Here is a 23,116-nt window from a genome sequence, read left to right as displayed (position 1 = left end):
TATTGAGCAGGCGCGCTGCGGATAATCGTTCGATGATCACCCTCCACTACTTCCCCAGCAATGCCAGCTTCGCCCCGCACATCGTGCTGGAGGAACTGCAGGTCCCGTTCCGGCTCAGCCTCGTCGAGCGCGATGTCGGCGCGCACAAGTCGCCCGAATACCTGAAGCTGAACCCGAACGGCCTGATCCCGGTGATGGTGGACGGCGACGGCATGGTGATGTACGAAACCGCCGCGATCCTGATGCACCTGGCCGACGCGCACCCGGACGCCAAGCTCGCGCCGGCCCCCGGCACCGCCGCGCGGGCGCAGTTCTACAAATGGCTGATCTGGCTGACCAACACGCTGCAGCCGACGACCATTGCCTACTACTACCCGGAGCGCTGGGTGGACGAAGGCAACGCCGACGGCGTCGCCCAGGTGAAGAAGCATGCCGAGCTGCGTGTCGGTCCGCTGCTGGACCAGCTGGAGGCGCAGCTCGCCTCGCACGGCGCCCCGGGAACCAGCTGGCTGCTCGGCGCCGACTACACGGTAACCGACGCGATGGCCTTCATGCTGTGCCGCTGGACGCGCAACTTCGCCCGCCCAGCGCGCAGCCTGCCGCACATCAACGGCTTCCTGCAGCGGATGCAGGCGCGGCCGGCGGTGCAGCGCGCGATTGCGACGGAGAAGCTGCCGCAGCCGGTGGTGTGACGCCGACCTGCTCCAGGTAGCCGCCGACCATCTCGCCGGCCAGCGCCGGGAAGTTGAGCCGCTCCAAGGTGCGGCGGTTGAAATCGAATTGACTCTGCGCCGTGTACAGCGGCGCGCCGATGCGCGGCGGCTCCTCGCCCGTGGCCGTCGGCCCGATCCCGCCCAGCAGCGGGTGCACGCGCAGCCGCACGATCAGCGCGCCGTCCGTATCGGCGAACACCGCCGTGTCGACGACGCGCGAACAGCCCGCCGCCGCGGCCCGCTCGGTCAGCAGCCCGACGGCCGCCGCCAGGTCGGTCTCGCCGAGCTTCAGCATCAGCGGCTGCGCGTCCAGCCCGGCCCCCCGCAGACGTTCGGTGACGGCGCCGTTGAAGCGCGCGTTGATGCGGTCCCAGGCCTCGTTCTGCGGCGCCTCGCCGAGGTTGCGGCCCTGGCCGTAGACGATCAGGCAGGACTCGGCGGCGCCGGCGTGCATCGTCATCATCGCGGCCAGCAGCAACGCCCACTTCATGGTGTGAACACCAGCGTGCTGCGCGTGTGCGCGGCCACGTCGTCCTCGGCCAAGTGCTCCTGGCGGTACTGGCCGCGCACGTGCATCTGTGCCTGGTCGGCGTAATGCGGGTCGCCCCAGACGCCGCTCTGGCCCACCGGGTTGATGCCCAGCGCCTGACCCGGTGCGGCGAAGTCGATCACCCGCCGCGTCGAGGGGCCGAAGACCACCGGCCACGGCGCCGGGCCGATGCGCGCAGCCAGGTTGTTGGGCATCTCCAGCGCGCCGGGCGCCTCGAAGGGGCCGACGTTGAAGACCTTGGCAAGCAGCGGCTGCTGGCCCAGCGGGTGCGGGTGCGTCAGCGTGTGGGCGCGGCCCCAGGTCCAGCCGCTGGCATCGGCGCCGAGCGTGGCGCGCAGGTGCGCGAGGGCGTCGCGCCAGGCCTGGCGGACGACCTGTGCCTCCGTCGCGTGCGCGGGCGTGGCACCGCGGCGTTCCCACCAGGGCGAAGCCGGGTCGGCCACCAACCGCGGCAGCGCGAAATCCAGCAGGCGGGTGCGCCGCATCTGCTCGAAGCCGGCCTCGCCCAGTTCGTCGGCCAGCGCACCGTGGGCGATCTCGTAGAGCAGCTGCTGGAACAGCACCGGCGCGCGCTGGCCGGTGGTGTAGCGGCCATCCCAGGCGTCCAACTCCTGCAGCAGCGCGCGGTCTTCGGCCGGGTCCTGGGCCGGATCCTGAACGGTAGCGGCCAGCAGCAGTGGCAGCACCGGGCGCAGCAGGCGGGCGGCGTAGCCGGTCTGCACGTCGAGCTGCAGCGCGCGGCTGTTCGCGCTGTCCCAGCGGATGCCGGGGTCGCGCAGCAGCTCGTCCAGCCGCTCGGCGCGGTCCCACAGGTTGTAGTAACCGGGCACCGGCACCCGCGCCATCGGCTGATGGTTGGCCGACATCACGTAGCCGCGCGCCGGGTTCTCTTCCTGCGGGTTGTCCTCGAACGGATGGAAGCCGGGCTTGTCGGCCTCGTCGCCGGCGCCGTCGAGCACGAAGGCCGGGTTGACGCCGGGCGGGCGGACCGGCAGCTTCGCCGCCGCCCACCAGCCGATGTCGCCCGCGGCATTGGCCCAGACGACGTTGAGCCCCGGCGCATGGATGCCGCTCGCGGCGGCGCGGGCTTTGTCCAGCGTGTCGGCACGGTTCAGCGCATAGAAGGCATCGACGATCGGGTTTTCGGTTTCGAGCCAGGCCCACCACATCGCGATCGGCGTGCTGCCGGCGCGGATCTCGGCCGGCAGCGCGTCGTTGACGATCGGGCCGTGCGGCGACTGGCGCAGGATCAGCATCACCGGTTCCTGGCCCTTGACCGCGATCGTCTCCGCGCGCCTGCGCAGCGGCAGCCATTCGCCATGGACCTTGACCTGGTCCGGATGCGCGGCATCGGTCGTCTCGGCGATGAGGTCCAGGTCGTCGTTCTGGAACATCGTCAGGCTCCAGCCGAACTGGGCGTTATGGCCCAGCAGGGCCATCGGGCTCAGCGCCAGGAAGTGGCCGTAAAGCTCGAAGCCCGGCGATTCCAGGTGCGCTTCGTACCAGACCGCCGGCACGGCGAACTGGATGTGCGGATCGCCGGCCAGCAGCGGCCGGCCCGAGGCCGTTCGCCTGCCGGCCACGGCCCAGGCATTGCTGCCTTCCAGCAGCGGCAGGCCGGCCACGCCTTCGCTCAGCGCGGCGAGTCGGCCGAGGTCCTGGCGGTCGCCGGGCCGCAGGCCGGGGTGCAGCACGCCGTCCGGGTGCCAGTCGATGTCGAAGATCTTCAGGTAGGCCGGGCCGAGCCGGTCGCGTACCTCGCTCAGCAGCGGATCGGTGCGCAGGCCGGCGGCGAAGCTGTAGGCCAGGTAGCCGACCACCGACAAAGTGTCCGCCGGCGTGAACGGCCGCTTCGGGATGCCCAGCAGCTCGAACTCCAGCGGCGCCGGCCGCGTAGCCTGGTATTGGTTGATGCCGTCGAGGTAGGCCAGCAGCGCGCGTTTGGCCGGCGTGTCGGCGAGCCGCACCGCGGCCTCGTCAGCATGGGCGCGGATGCCCAGCGTGCGGAACAGGCGGTCGGTCTCCAGCAGCTTCGGGCCCAGCACCTCGGCCAGTTCGCCGCGCGCGACGCGGCGCAGCATCTCCATCTGGAACAGCCGGTCCTGCGCATGGACATAGCCCAGCGCGCGGTACATGTCGACCTCGTTCTGCGCGCTGATGTGCGGCACGCCGAACTCGTCGTAGCGGACCTGCACCGGCGCGGCGAGGCGGTCCAGGCGGATCTCGCCATCGCGCTGAGGGCGTTTGCTGTGAACATGCCAAACCAGGCCCAGCGCGGCGATGACCACCAGCGCCACGAGGCCCGGCAGCGCCCTCTTCAGAAGCGCCATCGCGGGCGCGTCAGGCTTTCCGGAGGGTGGCCAGCGTTTCGACGCGCTTCAGCAGCTCGCGGTCGTTCCAGGGCTTCTTGAAGATGCCGTAGAGGCCCTGCACCTGATGGACGCGGGCGGACATCTCGTCGTGGCCGGTGATGGCGATAACCGGCATGTCTTCGGTCTCGATGCTGCCCTGCACGGCGGCGATCAGCTCGAAGCCGTCCTTGTTGGGCATCTCGAGGTCGGTGATCAGCACCTGGAAGCGTTCGCGGGACAGCACCTCCAGCGCGTCGTCGCCGTCCTTGGCCAGGGTGACGCGGTAGCCCGCGCCTTCGAACAGCTTGCCCAGCTTGGCGCGGGCGACGGCCGAATCGTCCACCAGCAGCAGCGAAGCTGGCGCCGCCGCCACATTCGGTGGCGCGACGGGCGGTGCGACCGAAGGCGCAACGGGACGGGGCGCCGCCACGACGGGCGCGGGCGCGGGCGCCACCGGAGCCGGCGGCGACGCGGGCGGGCGCTCGCGGCGCTCTCCATCATCGGGTCGGCGGCCGGTAATGAAGTAGACCACCAGCGCCAGCGGCACCGCGATCAGAAACGGCAACAGATAGCTGCTCAGCCCGTCCGACAGCTCGTTCAACATGTCACTCTCTCCTCGCCTCGTTCCTGCCCGGCACTGCCTGCCCTGCGCAAACGACGAAGCCGACAGTATCAGTCAGGTCATGCGGCGCGCGCCGGCCAGTGATGCTCAAACAACGCCGCCAGCGGCGGATGCGTGTCGACGCGGCACAGCAATGCATGGAAATCGGGCCGGGCCGCCTTCAGATGCTGGCGTGCACCGGACCAACGCGAGACCACGGCCGCCAGCAGGTCCAGCGCACCGGGCGCTGCCCCGTTGAGGAAGGGCTCGGGCGATACCAGGAACTGGTCGGCGAACATCTCCCAGTGCAGGTGCAGCCGGTGCCGCGCGCCGCGCTTGATGCAGCGCTCCACGTCGGGAGGGCTGTCGGCATCGAGCGACCAACGCTCGGGAAAGTCCAGCACGCTGATCGCCGCGTAGCAGTTCGCCGCGATGAACACGAGGCCACGGATCGCCTGCGCGCGGGCGCTGGGCGACTGCGGCAGCAGCGTTCCGTCCGGCAAGCTGAGCCCCAAATGGATCAGGATCGCGGCGCTCTCCGTCATCACGCTGCCATCGGCCAGCACCAGCGTCGGAATCTGGCGCAGCGGATTGATCTTCGCCAGTGCGTCCAGCCCCGCGCCAGGCACCCAGGACGCCGCATCCACCTGGGTGAAAGGCTGCCCGGCCAGCACCAGCGCCGCCTCGATCGCCGCCGACCCGCTGCCGCGGGTTCCGTAGAGGGTCATCTCCATTGTGTCGGGCCTCTCGTGGGGTGGACTGCAGGCGATTCTCGCCAGCGGCGACGAGGGGTGCAATCGGGAAGATTCGGCGTCAGCGCCGGGAAACCCACTCGGCTCGGCGGGAGCCTCGGGCTGCCACCAGCGGTCGTTCGCGGCGCAAGCGGGGTGGTGGGGTGCCCCAAAGCGCAGGTAAAGGAGGAGCCCGCGAAGCGGGCGGGGGACACGGAGCTTTGGGGTGCCCCGCCGCCCTGCGCTCGTCACATCAGCAAAAAGACCCTGATAGATCGAAGAGGTCTCAGCCCGGCCACGCCCGCTGCGCCGGCCGCATCTGCTCGAAGGCCGCGCAGACCTGCAGCACGCCGAGGTCGTCGAAGCGATGGCCGATGACCTGCAGGCCGATCGGCAGGCCCGCGGCGGTGTAGCCGCAGTTGATCGTGGCCGCGGGCTGCTCGCTCATGTTGTAGGGCAAGGTGAAAGCGATGTGCTCGAAGGGGCGTTCGGGGTCGTTCAGCGGGCTGGCCAGCTCGGCGGCGAAGGCGGGTACCGGGCTGACCGGCGAGAGCACGAAGTCGAAAGGCTGGCAGGCGGCCACCGCTGCGTCGCGCAGCGCGGCCATCTGCGCGTGACCGTGGAACAGCTCGGCGGCGCCGATGGTGGCGCCGCCGGCCGTCCAGGCGCGGATGTAGGGCAGCACCTTGGTGCGGCGCTCGGCCGGCAGGGCCTCGATGTCCAGCCAGGAGCGCACGCGCCAGAAGCGGTCCAGGCCGTCGATCATCGCGCGGGTGCTGAAGGCTTGCATCGGCTCGACGCGGGCGCCGGCCTGCTCGAACAGGCGCGCCGCGGCCTGGACGGCGGCGGCCGTCTCGGGCTCGACGGGCAGGCCCCAGCCGGCATCCATCAACAGACCCACACGGAGACCGCGAACGTCGCGTTGCAGATCCAGCCAGTCGATCGCCTGCGGCGGCAGGCTCATCGTGTCGCGCCAATCGGGGCGGGACAAGGTGCGCATCATCAGCGCGGCGTCCTGCACCGTGCGCGTCATCGGGCCGGCGACGCGGCCGGCATAGGGCGGCTTGATGGGGATGCGGCCGAGGCTGGGCTTCAGGCCGAACACGCCGCACCAGCCCGCCGGCAGGCGCACCGAGCCGCCGATGTCGGTGCCCAGATGCATCGGCCCGTAGCCCGCCGCGGCTGCGGCACCGGCGCCGGCGCTGGAGCCGCCGGGCGTCTTGCTCGTGTCCCAGGGGTTGCGTGTGAGCGGGTGGAAGCTCGACAGGCTGGAGCTGAGCATGCCGTAGTCCGGCATCGTCGTCTTGCCGAGCAGCACGGCGCCGTCCTCGCGCATCCGGGCGGCCGGCGGCGCGTCTTCAGTCGCGGGCTGCAGCAGAGTGGCAGCCGTGCCCAGCGGCACCGGTGTGCCGGCGCTGGCGATGTTTTCCTTCAAGGTCAGCGGCACGCCGTCCAGCGGCAAAGCCTCACCGCGGCGCCAGCGGGCCTCGGAGGCACGGGCCTGGGCCAGCGCCTTGTCCGGGTCGAAGGCGTAGAGCGCGTGCAGGGTCGGCTCACGGGCTTCGATGTGCTGGATCACCGCCTGCGTGACTTCGACCGGCGACAGGCTGCCGTCGGCATAACGCGTTAGCAGCTCGGCGGCGCTCAGCTCGTGCATGTTCATTCCCAGTGGAGGGCGGCCAGGTCGTTGACGAAGATCGGCATGTCCACCCACAGGCCCTTCAGCGACTTGTTGGCCACGGTGATCCACAGCGGCTGGTAGAGGTAGGCCGCCACCGCATCGCGGGCCAGCATCTTCTGCGCGTCACCGAGCAGCTTCAGCCGGTCCGCCTCGACGGGCGTGTTCTGCAGCTGCGTGTAGAGCTTGTTGAACTCGGGGCTGTCGTAGCCCCAGTAGTAGCCGGGCTTGGCGTAGTTGCCGAGGTCCAGCGGCTCGACGTGCGAGATCAGCGTGAGGTCGTAGTTGTGCGCGGTGTAGACGCCCGACATCCACTGCGCCCACTCGATGTTCTCGATCTTGATCTCGAAGCCGGCCTTGCCCAGCTCGGCGGCGATCAGCTCGCCGCTCTGGCGGGCATAGGGCGTCGGCGGCAGCTTCAGGGTCAGGGTCAGCGGGCGCGGAAAGTTCAGCGCGTAGCTGGCGTCCTTCAGCAGCGCCTTGGCCTTCACCGGATCGAAGGCGTTGACGCCGGTCAGGTCCACGTAGCCGGGCGCGCCGGGCACGTAGTGACTGCCGATGGGCACGCCGTAGCCGTCGGCCGCGGCCTCGATGACGGCCTTGCGGTCGATCGCCGCAGCGATGGCCTGGCGCACGCGCACATCGTCCAGCGGCTTGCGCTTGTTGTTGATCGCGAGGATAGTCTTCGCCCGCGAGGGGTTGGTCAGCACCTGGAAGCGGCGGTCGGCCTTGAACTGCGCGAGGCTGCGGGCGACGGCGACGCGCGGGAAGGCATCGACGTCGCCCGACAGCAGGGCCGCCACCTGCGCCGCCGGGTCGCCGATGAAGCGGAAGCTGACCCTGGGGATCAGCCTCGCCGTCGCGGCGCCGCGCCAGCCGGCCCATGCCTTCAGGCTCAGGCTCGATCCCTTGGCCCAGGTGTCGAGCTGGTAGGGGCCGGTGCCGAACGGCTGTGCCGCGTTCGTCGCGGCGCTCTTGGGCTCGACGATGATGGCCGTGGCCTGGCCCAGCATGAACAGCAGGTCCGGCTCGATGGTCTTGACATTCAGCACCACGGTGTAGGGGTCGGGTGTCGTCACCGCGAGCAGGCTGAACAGGCGGCGGTCCTTGTTGCTGCTCTTGTCCGACGCGGCGCGCTCGAACGAGAACTTCACCGCCGCCGCATTGAAGGGCTCGCCGTTCTGGAACTTCACGTCCTGGCGCAGATGGAAGGTCCAGGTCTTCAGGTCCGGCGACGATTCCCAGCTGCTCGCCAGCAACGGCGTGACCTTGCCGTCGGCGTTGATCTTGGTCAGCGTCTCGAACACGTTGTACTGGACGATCTCGGCGATTGCCGAGGAGGCGTTGGCTGTGGGGTCCAGGCCCGAGGGCTCCAGGGTCATGCCCATCACCAGGTTGGGCCGGGCGGCCTGGGCCGCGGTCATCGTCATGGCGATCAGCGCCAGTGCGAGAAGTGCTCTCATCGCAATCATCATTCCTCAGGCCTCGTAGAGTTCCAGCGGCAGGCCGTCCGGGTCGGCGAAGAAGGTGAAGCGCCGGCCGGTGAATTCGTCCACGCGAATCGGTTCCACGGCGACGCCCTCGCCTTCCAGCCGCGCCTTGCAAGCGGCCACATCGTCGACGGAGAACGCGAGATGGCGCAGGCCCTGCGCCTCCGGCCGCGAGGGCCGCGCCGGCGGATTCGGGAAGGAGAACAGCTCGATCTGAGAACCGTCGGGCAGCGCCAGGTCGAGCTTCCAGGAGTCTCGCGCGGTGCGGTGGTTCTCGGCGATGACGGCGAGACCGAGCGTGTCCACGTAGAACGACCGTGAGCGCGCGTAGTCCGAGCAGATGATGGCGGCGTGGTGGATTCTCTTCAGCATGGGCGCAACGATAACGGAGCAGGCGGCATGCCGCTCGCCTTCGCTCAATCGCAGGCGCGCAGCTCGACGACGCCGTCCGGCAGGCCGGGCAGCAGCTCGCCCAGCGGGCGGCACCGCCCATCGTTGCACAGCTCGTAGCCGGCGGTGTACGGCGACTGCGTGATCCGCAGCACCGCCAGCGGCGCGAGCTTGGGCGTGTAGTGCCAGACGCCGTGCGCGTCCAGCACAGCGCCGTCCGGCGGCTCCATGCCAGCGCCGCTGCCGCGGATGCGTGCCTCGGTCAGGCGCAAGGCCTGGCCCTCGACAAGGTAGTCCTCTTCCCAGCGGATCTTCTCGATCGAATGGGTCCAGGCCAAGGTGAAGTGATCGGCAGCCAGCACCGCGGCGAGCGTGCTGGCTGCCAGGCACAGCGGCATCAGCGGCGCGCCTTCCAATAGTTCCAGGCGATCACGCCGAAGCCCAGCACGTAGCCGGCACCATCGGTCAGCGGCACGGCCGCAACCAGCAGCGCGGCGGCGACGAAGGCGAGCACGCGCTCGACCCCGGATGCCGGCCCGCGCAGGTGGCCGACCACGGCTACCGCCCACAGCGTGATCGCCACGACGGCCTTGAAGGTGACCAGCGCCACGTCCAGCAGGCTCGCGTCGCCCTGCTGCATCAGCGCCGGGTCGTAGACCGCCATGAAGGGCACGACGTAGCCGGCGATGGCGATCTGCGTGGCCTTCCAGCCGGTCGCCGTGGGCGAGCCTTTGGAGATGGACGAGGCCGCGAAGGCCGCCAGCGCCACCGGCGGGGTCAGGTCAGCCATGATGCCGAAGTAGAAGACGAACATGTGGCTGACGATCAGCGGCACGCCCAGCTTCAAGAGCGCCGGTGCGGCGATCGAGGCGGTGATGATGTAGTTCGGGATCGTCGGGATGCCGGTGCCCAGGATCAGGCAGACGATCATCGTCAGCAGCAGCGACAGGAACAGGCTCTTCTCGCCCACCTGCAGGATGAAGCCGGCGAAGGTGGTGGCCGCACCGGTCAGCGACAGCACGCCGATGATGACGCCCACCACCGCGCAGGCGATGCCCACACCCAGCGCCTGCTTGGCGCCCTCGACCAGGCTGCTCTTCAGCGTGGCCAGGGTCTTCTTGCCGTCGGGCATGAAGAAGCAGACGGCCACCATCACCGCGATCATCAGCAGCACCGGCTGGATGCCCCATTTGGCGAAGGTGGAGGCACCCAGGCCCACGGCGATCCAGAACACGTAGCGGAAGGCCGTGACCGAGGTGCGCGCGGCGATGGCGACACCCAGGATCATGATCGCCGTCAGCGCCAGGCCCACCATGCCGGCGAACATCGGCGTGAAGCCATCGAACAGCATGTAGACCAGGGCGGCCAGCGGCAGCGCCAGGTACCAGTTGTCGCGCAGCGCGTGCCAGGGGTTGGGCACCTGGTCGCGCCGCAGGCCGACGAGGCCGGCGCGGCCCGCCTCCAGGTGCACCATCACGAAGGCGGTGAAGTAGTACAGCAGCGCCGGGATCACCGCGGCCTTGACGATGGTGGCGTAGGGCACGTTCAGCGTCTCGGCCATGATGAAGGCCACCGCCCCCATCACCGGCGGCATGATCTGCCCGCCCATGCTGGCCGTGGCCTCGACGGCACCGGCGAACACCGAGGAATAGCCGAAGCGCTTCATCAGCGGGATCGTGAACTGGCCGACGGTCAGCACATTGGCCACGCCGGAGCCGGAGATCATGCCCATCAGGCCCGAGGAGATCACCGCCACCTTGGCCGGCCCGCCCTGCGCGGTGCCGACGAGCCCCAGCGCCAGCGAGTTGAACAGGCGGATCATCCCCGCGTGTTCGAGGAAGGCGCCGAACAGGATGAACAGGAAGATGTAGGTGGCCGAGACCAGCGTCGGGATGCCGTAGATGCCCTCGGTGCCGAAGCCCACCTGGTCGATGACCTGCGACCAGGCATAGGGCCGGTGCGCGATCGCGTCGGGCAGGTATTCGCCGAACAGGCCGTAGAGCAGGAAGGCGCCGCACAGCGCCGGCAGCTCCCAGCCCAGCACACGACGCGCGCCCTCGAAGACCAGCACGATCGTCAGCGCGCCGACGACGAGATCGGTCGTCGTCGGGTCGCCCGAGCGCTGGATCAGCGCCGCCTCGAACACCCACTGGTAGCAGCCCAGCGCGAAGCTGCCGACGGCCAGCAGCGCGTCGTACCATGGGATCTTCGTCATCGCCGCGCCGCGCTTGACCAGCGGGTACAGCAAGAAGATCAAGAGCAGCAGGAAGCCGACGTGCAAGGAACGCGTCACCAGGCTGGACAGCGGCGCGAAGGCGGCGACCAGCAGCTGGTAGGCTGAGAAAGTGAGCGCCGAGCCGGCCAGCAGCGTCGCGGCCCAACCGCTCAGGCTGCGCTGCGCGCCGTGCTCCTGGAACTCATCGGGAATGTCGGCCGGGCCTTCCGGGGCCAGGCCCGGTACCAGATCGTGATCCGAGCTCACTTGAGCAGGCCGATTTCGCGGTAGTACTTTTCTGCGCCCGGGTGCAGCGGCAAGGGCATGCCCTTCAGCGCGTTCTCGCGCTTGACCTGCTTGCCCGAGGCGTGCGCGGCCACCAGCGCGTCTAGGTTCTCCCACATCGACTTGGTCATCTTGTAGACCGTGTCATCGCTGACGCCGCTGTGGGTGACGAGGAAGTTGGTGATCGCGATGGCGGGCACGTCCTTGACCTGACCCTCGTAGGTGTTGGCCGGGATGGTCGCGCTCTGGTAGGCCGGGTCGCCAATCTTGGCCACCACGTCGGCCGGGATCTCGACGACGACGACCTTGGTGGACACCGCGAGGTCGCGCAGCGAGGACACGCCCAGGCCGGCGGACTGCAGGGTCACGTCGAGCTGGCGGTTCTTCATCAGCTCCACCGATTCGCCAAAGGGCAGGTACTCGACCTTGGCGAAATCCTTGTACGAGAGGCCCGCGGCCTTCAGCACCGCACGCGCGTTCAGCTCGGTGCCGGACTTGGGCGCGCCGACCGAGATGCGCTTGCCCTTCAGGTCGGCGAGCGTGCGGATGCCGGATTCGGCGCTGGCCACGATCTGGATGTAGTTCGGATAGATGCCCGCCAGGCCCCGCAGCTTCTTCAACGGCGTGGCGAAGCCGGCCTCGGCATCGCCCTTCCAGGCGTCGGACAGCGCATCGCCCAAGGTGAAGCCGACTTCGCCGCGGCCGGACTGCAGCAGGTTCAGGTTCTCGGCCGAGGCCTTGGTGGCCTGCACCGAGACCTTGGCATCGGGCATCGCCTTCGAATAGACCTGGCTCAGCGCCACGCCCATCGGGTAGTAGACGCCGCTGGTGCCGCCGGTCAGCACGCCGATGTAGTCGGCGGCCTGCGCGCCGGCCATGGCAAGGGCCACGGCGAACGCGGCGGCGAGGTTTCTGACGACCGTATTTGTCCGCATGCTGCTTGTCTCCTGTTGTGGCGTCAGTGTCCACTCAGGTTGGCATGGGGACACGCGAGGAATCACCTAGGGAGCGCGGCGACCAGCTCCTGCGTGTAGGCGTGCTGCGGGCGGCCGAACACCGCGTCCGGCGTGCCGCGCTCGACGACCTGACCCTCGCGCAGCACCAGCACCTCGCCGCACAGGTGGTCCACCACGGCCAGGTCGTGGCTGATGATCAGGTAGGACAGGCCCTGCCACTTGGCCAGTTCCTGCAGCAGGTTCAACACCTGGGCCTGGACCGAAACATCGAGCGCGCTGACCGGTTCATCCATCACGATCAGCCGCGGCCGCGTGACCAGCGCGCGGGCGATGGCGATGCGCTGGCGCTGGCCGCCGGAGAACTCGTGCGGGCGGCGCTTCATGTCGGCCACGCGCAGGCTCACCGCCTCCAGCGCCTCGCGCACGCGCTGGTGCAGTTCGGCCTTGGTGAAGCCGCTGCGCGTGAGGATGGGCTCGGCGACGATCTCGGCGATGCTCATGCGCGGATCGAGCGAGCCATACGGGTCCTGGAACACCATCTGCATGTCAGAGCGCGCCTTGCGCAGCGCGGCCGCGTCGAGCTGGTGCAGGTCGCGGCCCTTCAGCAGCACGCGGCCGGCGTCGGGCGCCTGCAGCGCCATCACCGTGCGCGCCAAGGTGCTCTTGCCCGAGCCCGATTCGCCGACGATGCCCAGCGAGGCGCCCGAGGCGATCTCGAAGCTCATGTCGCGCAGCGCCTGCACGCGGCCCGCGGGCCGCCAGGGCAGGCGGCGCGGCAGGGCGTAGCTGCAGGACAGCGCCTCGACGCGCAGCAGGGTCGACGGGTCAGTGCTCACGCAGCGCCTCCTCGACGCGCAGGCAGCGCGACCAATGGGCCGGATCGAGGGCGAAGACCGGCGGGCTCTTGCGGCAGGCCTCCTGCGCCAGCCGGCAGCGCTCGCGGAAGGCGCAGCCGCCGCGCAGTTCGGCCAGCTCCGGCGCCGCGCCGGGCAGGGCCGGCAGGCGCTCGCCCCGGCCGACGCCGATGCGCGGTCGCGCGGCCAGCAGGCCCTGCGTGTACGGATGGGCGGCGCCGCCGCCCAGCAGCGCCGCGGCCGGCCCCTGCTCTACGCCCTGGCCGGCATACATCACCAGCAGGCGCTGCGCCTGCCGCGCGACCAGGGCCAGGTCGTGCGAGATCAGCAGCAGCGCCATGCCGCGCTCGGCCGCCATCGCGGCCAGCGTGGCGAGCACGTGGGCCTGCTGGCTGGCATCCAGCGCGGTGCTGGGCTCGTCGGCGATCAGCAGCTCCGGCCCGCAGGCCAGCGCCATCGCGATGCCGACCCGCTGCCGCTGGCCACCGGAGAGCTGGTGCGGGTACGAGTCGGCGATCCGCCCGGGATCGCCCAGGCCCACATAACGCAGCAGCTCGACGGCTTCCTGCCGCGCCTCGCCCGCGCGGCGTGCGAGGTGCAGCCGGCGCGGCTCCGCCACCTGGTCGCCGACGCGGTGCAACGGGTTCAGCGCCGTCATCGGCTCCTGGAACACCATCGCGATGTGCCGGCCGCGCAGCGCGCCCCAGGCCTTGTCCTTGAGTCCCGTCAAGTCCTGACCCTTGAAGCGGATGCTGCCGCTCAGCTCCGCGCCCTCGGGCAGCAGGCCCATCAGCGCCAGCGCGGTGAGCGTCTTGCCGCTGCCCGATTCCCCGATCAGGCCCAGCGTCTCGCCGGCGGCCAGCGTGAACGAGAGGCCACGGACCAGCTCGGTGCCATGCAGCCGGATGCGCAGGTCGTCCACCTCCAGCATCAGCGCACCCTCGCCAGCCGTGGATCGACCAGGTCGCGCAGACCGTCGCCCAGCAGGTTCAGGCCCAGCACGGCCAGCATCACCGCCAGACCGGGGAACACCGCCAGCAGCGGCGCGCTGAACAGAAAGGTCTGCGCCTCGGCCAGCATGCGGCCCCAGGAGGGCTGCGGCGCCTGGGTGCCGAGACCCAGGTAGGACAGCGCGGCCTCCGCCAGGATCGCCAGCGCGAACTGGATCGTGCCCTGCACGATCAGCACCGGCAGCACATTGGGCAGCACGTGGCGCCGGGTGATGTCCCAGGCGCCGCGGCCGCAGGCGCGCGCCGCCAGGCAGTAGTCGCGCGACCAGACCTCGCGGGCCGAGGCGCGCGTGACGCGGGCAAAGGTGGGCACCGCATGCAGGCCGATCGCCGCGATGGCGATCTCGATCCCGGGGCCGAACACCGCCGTGAACAGCAGCGCGGTCAGGATGGCCGGGAAGGCAAAGCCGAGGTCGGCGCCGCGCATCAGCAGCTCGTCGATCCAGCCGCCGCGCGCCGCCGCCAGCAGGCCCAGCGCCGTGCCCAGGCCCAGGCCGATCGCCACGGCGATCACGCCGACCTCGATCGACACGCGCGCGCCGGCCATCAGCAGGCTGGCGACGTCGCGGCCCAGGCTGTCGGTGCCCAGCCAATGCGCCTCGCCGGGGGGCTGCAGCTTGTCGAGCACGTCGAGTTCGCCGGTCGGCCAGGGCGTCCAGACGGTGGACAGCAGCGCGGTCAGCAAGAGCACGGCCGTCAGCACGAAGCCGAGGCTCAGCTTGGTGTTGGTGCGGATACGCCTCATGCGCCGGCCCCCTGCTGCTGCAGCCGCGGATCGATCCAGGCGGCCAGCAGGTCGACGACGAAGTTGACGGCCACAACCATGGCCGCCAGCAGCATCACGCAGTCGCGCACGACCGTCAGGTCGCGGTTGGCGATGGCCTGGAAGATCAGCCGACCCAGGCCCGGCAGGTAGAACACGTTCTCGATCACGATCGTGCCGGCCAGCAGGTTGGCGAACTGCAGGCCCATCACCGTCGTCACCGGCACCATCGCATTGCGCAAGACGTGGCCCCACAGCGCGCCGCGGCGCGACAGGCCCTTGGCGCGCGCGGTGCGCACATAGTCCTCATGCAGCTGCTCCAGCACGGCACCGCGCGTCACGCGGGCCAGGATCGCCGCCTGCACGACGGCCAGCGACACGGCCGGCAGCGCCAGCGCCTGCAGCGCCGGGACCATGCCTTCGCTCCAGCCGGGAAAGCCACCGGCCGGCACCCATTGCAGGCCCACCGAGAAGACGAGGATCAGCAGGATCGCGAACCAGAAGTTCGGCAGCGCGATGCCCAGCTGGCTCAGCGCGGACACGAGCCAGTCGCCCAGGCGGTTGTGGCGCGAGGCGGCGAACACGCCAGCCACCAGCGCCAGCAGCGCGGCCAAGGCCATCGACAGCAGCGCCAGCGGCACCGTCAGCGCCAGCCGCTCTGCGATCAAGGTCGCCACCGGCGAGCCATAGGCGTAGCTCTCGCCCAGGTCGCCGCGCAGCATGCCGGAGAGCCAATGAAAGTAACGCGTGATAGCGGCGTCGTTGAGCCCCAGCTTCTCGGTCAGCGCCGCCACGGCCTCGGGCGCCGCGTCGGGGCCCATCAGCACTTGCGCGGCGTTGCCGGGCAGCAGCTCCAGCACACCGAAGATCAGCAGCGAGGCGACGAACAGGGTCAGCAGCAGGGTCAGCAGACGCCGCGCCAGGAAGATGGGATTCATCGCTCCCGGTGGTCCGCCTTCAGGCACTCGATGGTCGCGCGGATGTGGGCGCGGCTGACCCGCTCGGCAGCGTCGCCGTCGCCGCTGGCGATGGCCTCGAGGACCAGCCGGTGCTCGTCGACGGCCGGGCGGGCGCGTTCGCTGCAGACCAGCACGGATGGCGCGAACACCGTGGCCGTGAGCCGCACGACAGCGGCCTGGGCGGCGAGGAATTCGTTCTCCGCCAGCTCGATGACGGCCATGTGGAAGTCGACGTTGAAGCGCACGTAGTCCGCAGGCGACCAGGGCGAGAGCGTGGCGAACTGCTGCTCGAGCAGCGGCTCCAGGCGCTCGCGGGCGCGGCCGGGGTTCTTCTCGGCCGCCTGGCGGGCGGCCAGGCCATCGAGCATCTCGCGCAGCGAATAGGCGTTGATCAGCCGGCCGCGATCGGCGCGGGCGACGCTGACGCCACGGGCGCCCTCGGCCGCCACCAGGCCTTCGCTCTGCAGCAGGCGCAGGGCCTCGCGCAGCGGTGTGCGGCTGACGTTCAGGTCCTGCGAGAGCTGCACCTGGCGCAGCAGTTCGCCGGGTGGATAGACGCCGCCGTAGATGCGCTGGCGCAGCACGCGCGCCACCTCGTCCACGAGCTTCGTCCGTGCCGGCAGCGCGGATTCCTGTTCGACCATCATCGTTGAAGCCACTCCCACCTTGTGTCGGTGGCATTTTGGCGCGGATCAGGTCGGCCGGCGTGGCGGCAAAGCCGCGCCGGCTAAGGTTTCGTAGCCTTTTTGATCAGCGCTTCTTGGTGTCGCGCAGTTGCTCGACGGCCTTCAGCATCGTCTCGACGTGACCGTCCGGGCTGAGGCTGGAGAAAACAGCGGCGACCTTGCCGTCCTGGCCTATCAGGTAGGACACGCGGTCGGCATGGCCCGGCATGATCTTCAGCGCCGAGTCGTATTCCTTGACGACCTTGCCGTCCGCATCGGCGGCCACGGCGAACTTGTCGCGGCATTCCTCGGTCGAGAACTTCTTCTGCGTCTCGATGTTGTCGGTGGAGATGCCGATGACGGTAGCGCCCAGCGACTTGAACTTGTCGGTGGCCTCGGCGAAGTTGTGCGCCTCCACCGTGCAGCCCTGGGTGAAGGACTTCGGATAGAAGTACAGCACGACCGGGCCTTGCTTCAAGGTGTCGGTCAGGCTGAACTTGAAGGCCTTGCCGCCAACGGCCGCCTCGGTCGTGAAGGTCGGTGCCGTCGCGCCGACGGCCAGTGCGGCCGAGGCGTGCTGTGCAGCCAGCGCCAGGCCGATGAGGGTGAAGAAGCTTGCGAAACGAGTCATGTCGGGCTTTCTGGGTACGGTCCGGCCCGCATCATGCCTCGGCTAGAAAAGTTCTGCAGAATCGCGCCGCGGAAGAAAAACTTAACAAATAGCGACTGACCAATGAAGGGGAGCGAAATGTTTAGAAGATGGGTCTTGGTGACGACGGCCATGCTGATGACGGGATGTGGGGGCGGCGGGGACATAGGCGAGCCCCTCCTTGATGGCTATACCTGTGCATTGAACAACTGCAAGGAGTCAAACACGGTCTCAACGGACAACGTCAGCCCGCGTTTCACGATCACGCAGGTGAGCGGCAAGGTTCACGTGGACGCCTGGCTGGGCCAGAGCGCCAATCTGCTGACCACGCTAATGCCAAGTCCCGGCGACAGCCTGACGGCCAGCGATGGCGACGTGCCGCCAGTGGCGTTGCGCGATGCGTCCGGCAACCGGTTGAGCTGGGTCACCGATTTCAGCGATGCCAGTGCGCAGCCGCGCATCACCGTCAATTTCGTGCGTAATGGGCAGACGTACCCGAATGTGGTGACCATGCCCAAGCCCTTCTCCATCGTGTCGCCGACCGGTGTGCCGCAGATCCGCCGATCGACTGGCCAGTTCGACGTGAAGCTGGCCTCCGAGAACCTGCAGAGCGTCGGGCTGGCCGTCGATGCCAATTGCACGCGCTCGGATCGCAGCAACTTCACCAGCAAGGGCGTGGGGCTGAACCGTCAGCAGGACACCACTGACGCCAGCACCTTCCACATCTCAACATTGGCGCTGGACAAGGCTCTGAACGACGCGAGTGTGGCCGCCAACAAGAACGACCCGCTGACGTCGCCAGTGGCCAGTTGCTCGCTGACGCTGAACTGGGTGATCACCGTGGAGGGCACAGTGGCTCCGACCTTGAATCAGCACGGTTGGATCGTGGCGACCCGCAGCGTCGGCTTGGCCGCGAGCTACGACGCCGGGTCCTGAACGAGCACCGCCGTCAGCAGGCCATCGGCTAGCCAGCGCTGGAGCAGACCGACGACGACGGCCGCTGGATCGTCCTCGGCCGCTGACTTGGCAGCGAGCGCGCAGATAGCTTCGAAATTGCTGCCGGCGGCCACTGCACCCAGCAGTTCGGCCTCGTGCGGCGCCAGCGTGCGCCAGTGCGTTTCCAGACTCTGGCGCCATACGAGCAGTGCGTGGGCCGCAGCCTCGGGCGCTGGCAGTTCGGGCGCAGCGTCGCCCGACTCGGGATCATGTGCGCGCAGCGCCCGCCAGGCGGGCTCGACCGCCCAGGCCAGCGGCAGCAGTTGCACGCAGCCGTGCAGGCGGAAGACCAGCGACGGCCATTGCTCGGGCCGCAGCGCGTGCAATGCGGCGGCGTCGATGGGTACGTCGTCGGGACCATCGAAGGCGGCGCGCAGCGCCCAGTCCATGCGGGCCAGGTCGACGAGGGCCTCATGCGGCAGCGGCTGCGTGGCCATGAACTTGGCGAGCCGGTCGCCGAACCAGCGGATCGAGCGGTGGGGTGACGGATGCGCGGCGATGTAGGCCCGGGCCAGAGAGTCGAAGGGCTCGTCGCCCATCGCGCGGTGCAGCACCAGGTAGTTGTCGCGCAGCGCGGCGATCAACCGGGCGGTGTAGGCCTCGCGGTAGACGGCGAGGCCCACCGTGTCCGGCATGCCAGGCGCACCGCAGATCGCCGCCTGCAACTCGCGCTGTTGTTCGAAAAGCATCTCGCTCATGCGGCCAACCGGGCAGTGACACGCCACAGCTCGCGCGCCTGGGCCAGTTCGGCCAGCAGCTCGGGCAGCGGCGGGATGCGGTCGTCGCGCTCGATCATCGTCGGCCGCTCGCCGATGCGCCTCAAGGTGTAGGCGTAGAGCTGCCAGACGGCATCGCAGATCGGGTGGTCGTGAGTGTCGATGACGATGTCGCCGCGGTCCTCGTGCCCGGCCAGGTGGATCTGCACGATGCGCTCGGCGGGCAGGCGATCGATGTAGGCGCGCGGGTCGAAGCCGTGGTTGCGGCTGGACACGTAGACGTTGTTGACGTCCAGCAGGAGCTGGCAGCCCGAGCGGCGGGCCAGCTCGGCGATGAAGCCGGCCTCGTCCATCTCGTCGGCCGTGAAGCGCACATAGCTGGACACGTTCTCCAGCACCAGCGGGCGCTGCAGGATGTCCTGCACCTGGGCGACGCGCGGCAGCAGGTGGCGCAGCGCGGCCTCGGTCAGCGGCAGCGGCAGCAGGTCGTGCAGGTTGCGGTGGTCGACGCCGGTCCAGCACAGGTGGTCGGACACCCAGGCAGGCTGCACACGATCGGCCAGCGCCTTCAGCTCGCGCAGGTAGCGCAGGTCCAGCGGATCGCTGCTGCCGATCGACAGCGAGACGCCGTGCATCACCATCGGGTACTCGGCACGCAGCCGGTCCAGGTGATGCAGCGGCCGGCCGCCGGCGACCATGTAGTTCTCGCTGAGGATCTCCAGCCAGTCGGGCCGCAGCGCGGGCGCAATCGGCTCGGACAGCGCCGTGTAGTGCTCGGGCCGCAGGCCCAGGCCGAAGCCGGAGATCGTCTGCATGCCTCTTACTTCGTGACGGTGCCGCCGGCCTTGGTGCATTCGGCGGCGGAAGCCTTGCTGACCCAGCCCTGGCCCTTGCAGGAGTTCTGGCCCTTGCAGTCGTTCTTGGCGGTCTTGCAATCGGAGGTGCCCTTGCAGCTGTTGATGCCGGCACAGTGGACGGCGCCGTCGTCGGCGGCTGCAGCAGGGGTGGCGATGCCAGCGGTCGCGAACAGGGCGGCAGCGGTGGCAGCGATGGTCAGGGCGGACTTGACTTGCATGGTGGATGACTCCAGTAGGTTGAAGGTGTACTTGCAGACCGCAGGGGGCTTGCACCGCTGTGTCGTCGGCCGGCCAGCGGACCTTACAAGCCGCCCGCAATATTTTGATTACCTCCGGTTATGGGGACAATGGACGACGGCATTGGCGACACCCCGATGCCCCCACTAGAGTCCCTGCCCACCATGCTCAAGACCGAAACCCCCAGCACCCGCCACCCCGACCTCGATCTCTACGACACGCCGGACCTCGTCAACGCCTTCGTCGACGACCAGTTCGAGGCGGTGAAGGCCGTGCAGGCGGCAGCACCCCGGCTGGCCGAGGCGGTCGAGCGCGCACTGCCGCGGATCAAGGCGGGCGGGCGCCTGCTGTACGCGGGCGCCGGCACCTCGGGCCGCCTGGGCGTGCTCGACAGCGTGGAGCTCTACCCCACCTTCTCCTGGCCGCGCGAGCGGGCCGTGGCGATCCTGGCCGGCGGGCAGTCGGCGATGTTCGTCGCCGTCGAAGGTGCGGAGGACGACACCGCCCAGGGTAGTGCCGACTTGGCGGCGCTGCAGCCCACGGCGAACGACGTCGTGCTGGCGCTGGCCGCATCGGGCGGCACGCCCTATGTGCTGGGTGCCATCGCCGCCGCGCGCGCGGCCGGCGCGCTGACGATCGGTTTCGCCAACAACCCGGATGCGCCGGTGACCGCCCAGGCCGAGATCGGCATCACGCTGGACACCGGGCCCGAGGTGATCTCCGGCAGCACGCGGCTGAAGGCCGGCAGCGCACAGAAGATGGCGCTGAACACCTTCTCCAGCGCGCTGATGGTCCGGCTGAACAAGGTCTACGGCAACCTGATGGTCGACCTCAAGCCGACCAACGCGAAGCTGGTGCGCCGCGCGCTGGCCCTGACCGTGCGCGCCAGCGGCGCGAGCGAAGAAGCCGCGAAGGCGGTGCTGGCGCAGTGCGACCACCATGTGAAGGTGGCCGTGGTGGCACTGAAGAACGGCGTCGGCGTCGACGAGGCGCGGGCCCAGCTCGAAGCCGCCGACGGCAGCATCCGCCGCGCGCTGAAGGCGGCATGACCGTCCGGTCACCGTGGGCCTGGGTCCCGACGCTCTATTTCGCCCAGGGGATCCCATATGTCGTCGTGATGACCCTGTCGGTCATCATGTACAAGAACTTCGGCATCTCGAACGCCGACATTGCGCTCTACACCAGCTGGCTCTACCTGCCCTGGGTGATCAAGCCGCTGTGGTCGCCGCTGGTGGAGATGGTGGGCACCAAGCGCGGCTGGACGGTGGTGTTGCAGTTCGTCGTCGGCGCAGCGCTGGCGCTGGTGGCGCTGACGATTCCCGGGCCAATGGTTTTCCGCATGACGCTGGCGGTGCTGTGGCTGATGGCCTTCGCCTCGGCCTCGCACGACATCGCGGCCGACGGCTTCTACATGCTGGCGCTGGAGACGCATCAGCAGGCCGCCTTCGTCGGTGTGCGATCCACCTTCTACCGCTTCGCCAACATCGCCGGCCAGGGCGTGCTGGTCTACCTCGCCGGCCTGCTGCAGGAGCGGCTGGGCGACATGAAGACGGCCTGGGTGATCGTGTTCTTCGTGCTCTGCGGCCTGTTCCTGGCCGCGGCCGTCTGGCACCAGTTCATGCTGCCGCGCCCGGCCGGTGATCGCCGCGCCGAGCAGGGCCGCATGACGCCGGCCGAATTCCTGCGCATCTTCAAGCTCTTCTTCGCCAAGCCGCGCATCCTCGTCGTCCTCGGCTTCCTGCTGCTGTACCGCTTCCCCGAGGCGCAGTTGCTGAAGCTGGCCACGCCCTTCCTGCTGGACGACGCGAACGCCGGGGGCCTGGCGCTGCACACCAAGGACGTGGGCATCGCCTACGGCACCGTGGGCCTGATCGCGTTGACCTTGGGCGGCCTGCTGGGCGGTTGGATCGTCTCGCGCATGGGCCTCAAGCGGGTGCTGTGGCCGCTGATCTTCGCGATGCACGTGCCCAATGCGGTGTTCCTGGCGATGGCCTGGTTCAAGCCGGCGAGCCTGGTGCTGATCAGCGCGGCGCTGGCCGTCGAGCAGTTCGGTTATGGCCTGGGCTTCACGGCCTACATGATGTACATGATCCTGGTGTCGCAGGGTGAGCACAAGACGGCGCACTACGCGATCTGCACCGGCTTCATGGCCCTGGGCATGATGCTGCCGGGCATGTGGAGCGGCTGGCTGCAGCAGCAACTGGGCTACACGGCCTTCTTCGGCTGGGTGCTGGTGGCGACGATCCCTTCGTTCGCGATGGCCGCGCTGATCCGGATCCCCGAGGGCTTCGGCAGGAAAGAATGACAAAAACGACGACGCGCCTGCTCTCGCTCGACGCCTTCCGCGGCTTCACCGTGGCGGCGATGCTGCTGGTCAACAACCCCGGCGACTGGGAACACCTCTACGCCCCGCTGGACCACGCGGCCTGGAACGGCTGGACCTTCACCGACTGGATCTTCCCCTTCTTCGTCTTCATCAGCGGGATCTCGATGACGATGAGCCTGGGCCGCCGTGCGGCACTGGGTGACAACAAGCAGGCGCTGCTGATGCAGACGATCCGCCGCGGGCTGACGATCGTCGTCATCGGCCTCCTGCTGAACCTGTTCCCGCATTTCAACTTCAGCACCGTGCGCATCCCCGGCGTGCTGCAGCGCCTGGGCCTGTGCACGATCCTGACCGCGCCGCTGGTGCTGTATTTCAGCTGGCGCCAGCAGATCGGCTGGATCGTCGGCCTGCTGGCCGTCTACGCCGTGGCGATGCTGAACGCGTCCGTGCCCGACGCCGCCGGCGTGCTGCACACCGGATCGCTCGCCAAGGGCGAGGACCTGGGCGCCTTCATCGACCGCTCGCTGCTGGGCGGCCACCTGTGGGTGCAGGCGAAGACCTGGGACCCGGAAGGCCTGATGTCCACGCTGCCGGCGGTGGCCAGCCAGCTCTTCGGCGTTCTGGTGGGCCACTGGCTCGCGGCGAAGAACCGGCAGCCCAACGAGAAGGCCACCTGGCTGCTGGTCGCGGGCCTCGCGCTGCTGTGGCTGGGCCAGATCGGCGACGCCTGGCTGATGCCGATCAACAAGAACCTGTGGACCCCGTCGTACGCGGTCTTCATGGCCGGCTGGGGCTGCATCGTCTTCGGCGTCTTCTACTGGCTGCTGGACGCGATGCCGCTGCCACTGGCGCGCGAACGGGTGGCGCGCTGGATGAAGCCCTTCGTCGTGTTCGGCATGAATGCGCTGTTCATCTTTGCGCTGTCGGGGCTGATCGGCCGGATCCTGATCCTGGTGAAGTTCGATTCGGGACTGACGCTGAAGGGCATGCTGTTCGAGCCGATCCATGCTTCGAGTCTGGCGCCGGTCAATGCCTCGCTGGTCTTCGCGATCGGCTTCGTGGGGGTGATGTACGCGATCGCCTGGGTCATGTGGAAGAAACGCTGGTTCGTGAAAGTCTGATCC

General features: G+C 69.2%; 24 protein-coding genes. 5 read left to right on the top strand and 19 right to left on the bottom strand.

Annotated elements, in window-relative coordinates:
* Window positions 1–32: 32 nt before the first annotated feature.
* Window positions 33–692, top strand: coding sequence for a glutathione S-transferase family protein (locus tag SNE35_RS10285; RefSeq protein ID WP_320422807.1), 660 nt, complete (start codon window positions 33–35; stop codon window positions 690–692).
* Here the strand turns inward: SNE35_RS10285 and SNE35_RS10280 are convergent.
* The 16 genes from SNE35_RS10280 to SNE35_RS10205 all read right to left on the bottom strand — a co-directional run bounded on the left by SNE35_RS10280 (window position 607) and on the right by SNE35_RS10205 (window position 16,842).
* Window positions 607–1,203 (bottom strand): hypothetical protein, encoded by a 597-nt coding sequence (locus SNE35_RS10280; protein ID WP_320422806.1) that lies wholly within the window; start codon window positions 1,201–1,203, stop codon window positions 607–609. The genes SNE35_RS10285 and SNE35_RS10280 overlap by 86 nt on opposite strands.
* Complete coding sequence (locus tag SNE35_RS10275) at window positions 1,200–3,593, bottom strand: penicillin acylase family protein (protein ID WP_320422805.1); 2,394 nt, start codon at window positions 3,591–3,593, stop codon at window positions 1,200–1,202. Before SNE35_RS10275 ends, SNE35_RS10280 begins: the two co-directional genes overlap by 4 nt.
* Window positions 3,594–3,603: 10 nt before the next feature.
* Window positions 3,604–4,218: a response regulator gene (locus SNE35_RS10270; RefSeq protein WP_320422804.1), complete on the bottom strand. Its 615-nt coding sequence runs from the start codon at window positions 4,216–4,218 to the stop codon at window positions 3,604–3,606.
* 77 nt (window positions 4,219–4,295) lie between these two features.
* The gene (locus SNE35_RS10265; protein WP_320422803.1) at window positions 4,296–4,949 is read right to left on the bottom strand and encodes a glutathione S-transferase; all 654 of its coding nucleotides are present in this window, start codon (window positions 4,947–4,949) and stop codon (window positions 4,296–4,298) included.
* Between the two features lie 283 nt (window positions 4,950–5,232).
* Window positions 5,233–6,603, bottom strand: a complete 1,371-nt coding sequence (locus tag SNE35_RS10260) for an amidase (protein ID WP_431312737.1) — start codon at window positions 6,601–6,603, stop codon at window positions 5,233–5,235.
* 2 nt (window positions 6,604–6,605) lie between these two features.
* On the bottom strand, window positions 6,606–8,096 hold the full coding sequence (locus SNE35_RS10255; RefSeq protein WP_431312736.1) for an ABC transporter substrate-binding protein: 1,491 nt from the start codon (window positions 8,094–8,096) through the stop codon (window positions 6,606–6,608).
* A gap of 6 nt (window positions 8,097–8,102) precedes the next feature.
* The gene (gene gloA2, locus SNE35_RS10250) at window positions 8,103–8,486 is read right to left on the bottom strand and encodes an SMU1112c/YaeR family gloxylase I-like metalloprotein (protein ID WP_320422801.1); all 384 of its coding nucleotides are present in this window, start codon (window positions 8,484–8,486) and stop codon (window positions 8,103–8,105) included.
* A 44-nt stretch (window positions 8,487–8,530) separates the two neighbouring features.
* Window positions 8,531–8,902 carry a DUF1850 domain-containing protein gene (locus tag SNE35_RS10245; protein ID WP_320422800.1) on the bottom strand — a complete coding sequence of 124 codons (372 nt, stop codon included), beginning with the start codon at window positions 8,900–8,902 and terminating at the stop codon, window positions 8,531–8,533.
* On the bottom strand, window positions 8,902–10,986 hold the full coding sequence (locus SNE35_RS10240; RefSeq protein WP_320422799.1) for a TRAP transporter permease: 2,085 nt from the start codon (window positions 10,984–10,986) through the stop codon (window positions 8,902–8,904). The genes SNE35_RS10245 and SNE35_RS10240 overlap by 1 nt, the downstream gene beginning before the upstream one ends.
* The gene (locus tag SNE35_RS10235) at window positions 10,983–11,939 is read right to left on the bottom strand and encodes a TAXI family TRAP transporter solute-binding subunit (RefSeq protein ID WP_320422798.1); all 957 of its coding nucleotides are present in this window, start codon (window positions 11,937–11,939) and stop codon (window positions 10,983–10,985) included. The genes SNE35_RS10240 and SNE35_RS10235 overlap by 4 nt, the downstream gene beginning before the upstream one ends.
* A 62-nt stretch (window positions 11,940–12,001) precedes the next feature.
* The gene (locus SNE35_RS10230) at window positions 12,002–12,796 is read right to left on the bottom strand and encodes an ATP-binding cassette domain-containing protein (RefSeq protein ID WP_320422797.1); all 795 of its coding nucleotides are present in this window, start codon (window positions 12,794–12,796) and stop codon (window positions 12,002–12,004) included.
* Complete coding sequence (locus SNE35_RS10225) at window positions 12,786–13,745, bottom strand: ABC transporter ATP-binding protein (protein WP_320422796.1); 960 nt, start codon at window positions 13,743–13,745, stop codon at window positions 12,786–12,788. The genes SNE35_RS10230 and SNE35_RS10225 overlap by 11 nt, the downstream gene beginning before the upstream one ends.
* Window positions 13,745–14,569, bottom strand: a complete 825-nt coding sequence (locus SNE35_RS10220) for an ABC transporter permease (protein WP_320422795.1) — start codon at window positions 14,567–14,569, stop codon at window positions 13,745–13,747. Before SNE35_RS10220 ends, SNE35_RS10225 begins: the two co-directional genes overlap by 1 nt.
* Window positions 14,566–15,525, bottom strand: a complete 960-nt coding sequence (locus tag SNE35_RS10215; RefSeq protein WP_320422794.1) for an ABC transporter permease — start codon at window positions 15,523–15,525, stop codon at window positions 14,566–14,568. The genes SNE35_RS10220 and SNE35_RS10215 overlap by 4 nt, the downstream gene beginning before the upstream one ends.
* Window positions 15,522–16,193: a GntR family transcriptional regulator gene (locus SNE35_RS10210; protein WP_320422793.1), complete on the bottom strand. Its 672-nt coding sequence runs from the start codon at window positions 16,191–16,193 to the stop codon at window positions 15,522–15,524. The genes SNE35_RS10215 and SNE35_RS10210 overlap by 4 nt, the downstream gene beginning before the upstream one ends.
* A gap of 103 nt (window positions 16,194–16,296) precedes the next feature.
* The gene (locus SNE35_RS10205; protein WP_320422792.1) at window positions 16,297–16,842 is read right to left on the bottom strand and encodes a peroxiredoxin; all 546 of its coding nucleotides are present in this window, start codon (window positions 16,840–16,842) and stop codon (window positions 16,297–16,299) included.
* Window positions 16,843–16,977: 135 nt separating this feature from the next.
* Here SNE35_RS10205 and SNE35_RS10200 point away from each other — a divergent pair, with 135 nt between their 5' ends.
* Window positions 16,978–17,796 (top strand): hypothetical protein, encoded by an 819-nt coding sequence (locus SNE35_RS10200; protein WP_320422791.1) that lies wholly within the window; start codon window positions 16,978–16,980, stop codon window positions 17,794–17,796.
* Here the strand turns inward: SNE35_RS10200 and SNE35_RS10195 are convergent.
* From SNE35_RS10195 to bufA2, 3 genes are read right to left on the bottom strand one after another with little or no spacing between them, the layout of a single operon-like run.
* A complete protein-coding gene (locus tag SNE35_RS10195; protein ID WP_320422790.1) occupies window positions 17,778–18,554 on the bottom strand; it encodes a DNA-binding domain-containing protein in 777 nt (258 codons plus the stop codon). The two genes, SNE35_RS10200 and SNE35_RS10195, sit on opposite strands and share 19 nt — an antisense overlap.
* Complete coding sequence (gene bufB, locus SNE35_RS10190) at window positions 18,551–19,387, bottom strand: MNIO family bufferin maturase (protein ID WP_320422789.1); 837 nt, start codon at window positions 19,385–19,387, stop codon at window positions 18,551–18,553. Before bufB ends, SNE35_RS10195 begins: the two co-directional genes overlap by 4 nt.
* Before the next feature lie 5 nt (window positions 19,388–19,392).
* Window positions 19,393–19,647 (bottom strand): BufA2 family periplasmic bufferin-type metallophore, encoded by a 255-nt coding sequence (gene bufA2 / locus SNE35_RS10185; RefSeq protein ID WP_320422788.1) that lies wholly within the window; start codon window positions 19,645–19,647, stop codon window positions 19,393–19,395.
* 183 nt (window positions 19,648–19,830) lie between these two features.
* Here bufA2 and murQ point away from each other — a divergent pair, with 183 nt between their 5' ends.
* From murQ to SNE35_RS10170, 3 genes are read left to right on the top strand one after another with little or no spacing between them, the layout of a single operon-like run.
* The gene (murQ, locus tag SNE35_RS10180) at window positions 19,831–20,715 is read left to right on the top strand and encodes an N-acetylmuramic acid 6-phosphate etherase (protein ID WP_320422787.1); all 885 of its coding nucleotides are present in this window, start codon (window positions 19,831–19,833) and stop codon (window positions 20,713–20,715) included.
* A complete protein-coding gene (locus tag SNE35_RS10175; RefSeq protein ID WP_320422786.1) occupies window positions 20,712–21,971 on the top strand; it encodes an MFS transporter in 1,260 nt (419 codons plus the stop codon). The genes murQ and SNE35_RS10175 overlap by 4 nt, the downstream gene beginning before the upstream one ends.
* Window positions 21,968–23,113, top strand: a complete 1,146-nt coding sequence (locus tag SNE35_RS10170) for an acyltransferase family protein (RefSeq protein WP_320422785.1) — start codon at window positions 21,968–21,970, stop codon at window positions 23,111–23,113. The genes SNE35_RS10175 and SNE35_RS10170 overlap by 4 nt, the downstream gene beginning before the upstream one ends.
* The last annotated feature ends 3 nt before the right edge of the window (window positions 23,114–23,116 follow it).

The organism is Roseateles agri, from assembly GCF_034043675.1.
Lineage (GTDB): Bacteria > Pseudomonadota > Gammaproteobacteria > Burkholderiales > Burkholderiaceae_C > KK5.
This window is presented reverse-complemented; position numbering and strand designations above follow the sequence as displayed.